This window comes from Achromobacter sp. (assembly GCF_036567245.1).
Classification (GTDB): domain Bacteria; phylum Pseudomonadota; class Gammaproteobacteria; order Burkholderiales; family Burkholderiaceae_B; genus Achromobacter.
In genome coordinates, this window is sequence record NZ_DATCUY010000552.1 from 1 (window position 1) to 3,465 (window position 3,465).

General features: G+C 67.1%; 5 protein-coding genes. 3 read left to right on the top strand and 2 right to left on the bottom strand.

What is annotated here, in order from left to right:
* Positions 1–414: aldolase/citrate lyase family protein (locus VIR09_RS23245; RefSeq protein ID WP_332014991.1), on the top strand; the 414-nt coding region annotated here is incomplete at its 5' end.
* 84 nt (positions 415–498) lie between these two features.
* Here VIR09_RS23245 and lysA read toward each other — a convergent pair.
* Complete coding sequence (gene lysA, locus VIR09_RS23250; protein ID WP_332014994.1) at positions 499–1,734, bottom strand: diaminopimelate decarboxylase; 1,236 nt, start codon at positions 1,732–1,734, stop codon at positions 499–501.
* Positions 1,735–1,846: 112 nt separating this feature from the next.
* On the opposite strand from lysA, the gene VIR09_RS23255 reads away from it, so the two are divergent.
* A complete protein-coding gene (locus tag VIR09_RS23255) occupies positions 1,847–2,800 on the top strand; it encodes a LysR family transcriptional regulator (protein ID WP_332014992.1) in 954 nt (317 codons plus the stop codon).
* A gap of 86 nt (positions 2,801–2,886) precedes the next feature.
* Positions 2,887–3,063 (top strand): hypothetical protein, encoded by a 177-nt coding sequence (locus VIR09_RS23260; protein WP_414639456.1) that lies wholly within the window; start codon positions 2,887–2,889, stop codon positions 3,061–3,063.
* A gap of 132 nt (positions 3,064–3,195) precedes the next feature.
* On the opposite strand, the gene rpsT is transcribed toward VIR09_RS23260, so the two are convergent.
* Positions 3,196–3,459 (bottom strand): 30S ribosomal protein S20, encoded by a 264-nt coding sequence (gene rpsT, locus VIR09_RS23265; protein ID WP_006396042.1) that lies wholly within the window; start codon positions 3,457–3,459, stop codon positions 3,196–3,198.
* Between the last annotated feature and the right edge of the window lie 6 nt (positions 3,460–3,465).

The following is a 3,465-nucleotide window of genomic DNA, read 5'->3' on the forward strand; positions in this document are numbered from 1 at the left end:
ATGCGCGGCGTGGCGGGCGCGCAGCGCAGCAACCGCTACGGCACGGTGCCGGACTACCTGCACACCATCAACGACAACATCTGCGTGCTGCTGCAGATCGAAAGCCGCCCAGGCATAGACGCGGTGGATGAGATCGCCTCGGTGGAAGGCGTGGACGGCGTGTTCATCGGGCCGTCCGACCTGGCCGCGGCGCTGGGCCATATCGGCAACCCGGGCCATCCCGAAGTGCAGGAGGCCATCCGCCACCTGTACCAGCGGGTGTCGGCGCAGGGCAAGGCGGTGGGCATCCTGGCGCCGGTGCACGCGGATGCGCGGCGCTACCTGGACATGGGCATGCACTTCGTGGCGGTGGGCACCGACCTGGGCGTGTTCAAGCAGGCGACCTTTGCCTTGCGCGAGGCGTTCCCGACCTGATGCCCCGTGTCTGGCACATTGCGTGCCAGGTAACGATGGCAGACCAGACCCGGCGTCAGGCGGGCCGGGTCTGACTTCAGGGATTTACGCCTCTTCCAGAGCCAGCAGTTCGCCTATCGTCTGGCGGCGGCGGATCAGCCGGGCCGTGCCCTGGTCCAGCAGCACTTCTGGCGCCAGCGGCCGGCTGTTGTAGTTCGAGGACATCGACGAGCCGTAGGCGCCGGCGTCGTGGAACACCAGGAAGTCGCCGATGCGCGGCTGCGGCAGCAACTGGTCGGATACGACGCCGCCCGCGTCCTGGGTGAATACGTCGCCCGACTCGCACAGCGGGCCGGCCACGGCGATGCGGGTCTCGGCCGCGCCCTGCGGCCGGCTGCCGTCGGGCGCGTGCACCGAAATGCGGTGGTAGCTGCCGTACATGGCCGGGCGCATCAAATCGTTGAAACCCGCGTCCACCAGCGCGAAGTCGCGTTCCGGGCGGCGGTTGATCGAGTGCACTTCGGATACCAGCGCGCCGGCCTCGGCGACCAGGAAGCGGCCCGGTTCGATCTCCAGGCGGATCTCGTGGCCCAGGCGTTCGGCGATGCGCTTGCGCGCCGCGTCCCATTGTTCGAAGTAGTGGTCGCAGTCGATGCGGGCATCGCCTTCGCGATAGGGGATGGACAGGCCGCCGCCCGCGGAAATGGCCTCGATGTCGTGGTCCAGCGAGGCCACCACGTCGACCATGGCGTCGCAGACGCTGGACAGGTGGGCGTAGTCCACGCCCGAGCCGATATGCATGTGGATGCCGACCAGCTTCAGGCCGTGGCGGCGCACGATGGCCATGGCTTCGGCCACGTCGCCGATCCAGATGCCGTGCTTGCTTTGCGGCCCACCGGTGTTGGTCTTGTTGCTATGGCCATGGCCGAAGCCCGGGTTGATGCGCAGCCAGACGCGATGGCCCGGCGAGGCCTGACCGACGCGGGCCAGCATGTCCAGGGAGCCGGCGTTGACGGTGATGCCGTGCTTGAGCACGGTGGCCAGCGTGGCGTGGTCGATCAGGTCGGCGGTGAAGACAATGCCTTCCGGTTCGCCCTGGGGCTGGAAGCCGGCGGCCAGGCTGCGCTCGATCTCGCCCAGCGAGACTGCGTCCACCACCGCGCCCTCGGCGCGCATCAGGCGCAGGATGTGCAAGTTGGAGCAGGCCTTCTGCGCATAGCGGACGGTATCGAAGCGGCGCAATTGCGCAATGCGTTCACGGATGACGGTGGCGTCGTACACCCACAGCGGCGTGCCGTGTTCGGCGGCGAGCTGGGTGAGTTGGCGCGGATCGAAGGCCATGGCGGGCGAAACCTTGAGGAAGTGAAAACAAGCCGGCATGATGCCCGGCTTCGGCCATCCAGTAAAATGCTTATATTTCCTTCATCGATTCATTCTTGATATGAGATGGGCCATGCTGACGCACCGGCAAATCGAAGTCTTTCGCGCGGTCATGATCGCCGGCAGCGTGACCAAGGCGGCCGAACTGCTGGGCTCGTCCCAGCCGACCGTGAGCCGTGAGCTGGCGCGCATGGAGCAGGGCATAGGCTTCACGCTGTTCGACCGGGTGGCGGGGCGGTTGCGGCCCACCATGCCGGGCCTGGCGCTGTTCGACGAGGTCCGCCAGTCCTATGCCGGCCTGGAACGCGTGGCCTCGGCTGCCGCCCGCCTGCGGGCCTACCAGGGCGGACAGCTATCGGTGATCGCCTTGCCAGTCTTCTCCCATTCCATCCTGCCGGACGCGTTCCGGCGCTTCCACGAACTCCATCCCGGGGTCAGCCTGGCGGTGGAAACGCAGGAATCGCCCTTCCTGGAGGAATGGCTGAGCGCCCAGCGCTATGACCTGGGCCTGACCGAACACGACGCGGCGCCGGCCGGCACGCGGGTGGAGCTGCTGCTGCTGGTGGACGAGGTATGCGTGCTGCCCGACGGCCACGCGCTGCTGGCCAAGCAACACATGGAACTGGCGGATTTCGAAGGCCATGCGTTCGTCAGCCTGTCCGCCAGCGATCCCTACCGGATCCAGATCGATGAAGCCTTTGCCGCGGCCGGCGTGCTGCGGCGCTCCATCGTCGAGACCACGACCGCCGTGTCCGTCTGCACCTTCGTGCGCCAGGGCCTCGGCCTGGCCATCGTGAATCCGCTGACGGCGCTGGACTTTGTCGGCCGGGGGCTGCATATCCGTCCCTTGACGCGCTCGTTTCCGTTCCGGGTCAGCGTGGTGCTTCCGGAGCATCGGCCAGGCAATCCGCTGGTGGGCGCGCTGATGGCGTCATTGCGCGAGGCGGCAGAGGCGGCCCGGAACCACCTGGCGTCAGGCCTGGATCAGGGAAGGCCGCGCAGTCGTCGCGTTGCCGCCAGCCGGTAGGCCTGCAAGCGCGCTTGCAGTAGCGGGTCGCCCGCGAACTCGATGCCGGCGGGCAGGACGGAAGGGTCGAACTGGGAATCGTGCAGGTGCCGAGCTACCTGGTAATGGAATATGTGGCGGCGGGGCGGCTGCAGCCGGTGCTCGAGGACTACACGGAAAGCCGTGGCAGCGTGTCGCTGCTATGGCCGCCCCGGTCGGCGGAGGTTGCGCGGGCGCGCGCGTTCATTGTTTTTTTCGCCGAGCGGATCGCGGCGCAGCTGTAGCTGTGCCGGTCGGCGATTGCCGGATGGGGATGGGCGCGTCGCAGCGGCCGGGAATGCAAAAAAGGATGCCCAGGGGCATCCTTTTTCATTTGCCGTATTCGTGACGCCCTGAAAACAGGGCGGCAGAATGGCTTAGGCCAGCGCCTTGATGGCGGCAGCCAGGCGGCTCTTGTGGCGAGCGGCCTTGTTCTTGTGGATGATGTTCTTGTCGGCCACGCGATCGATCACGCTGGAGGCCTTCTGGAACACTTCGCCAGCCGCAGCCTTGTCGCCAGCGGCGATGGATTGGCGAACGCGCTTGATGGCGGTGCGCAGCATCGAGCGCAGGCTGGAATTGTGCTTGTTGCGCTCAACGGATTGGCGAGCGCGCTTGCGGGCTTGGGCGGTATTGGCCATGTTGCT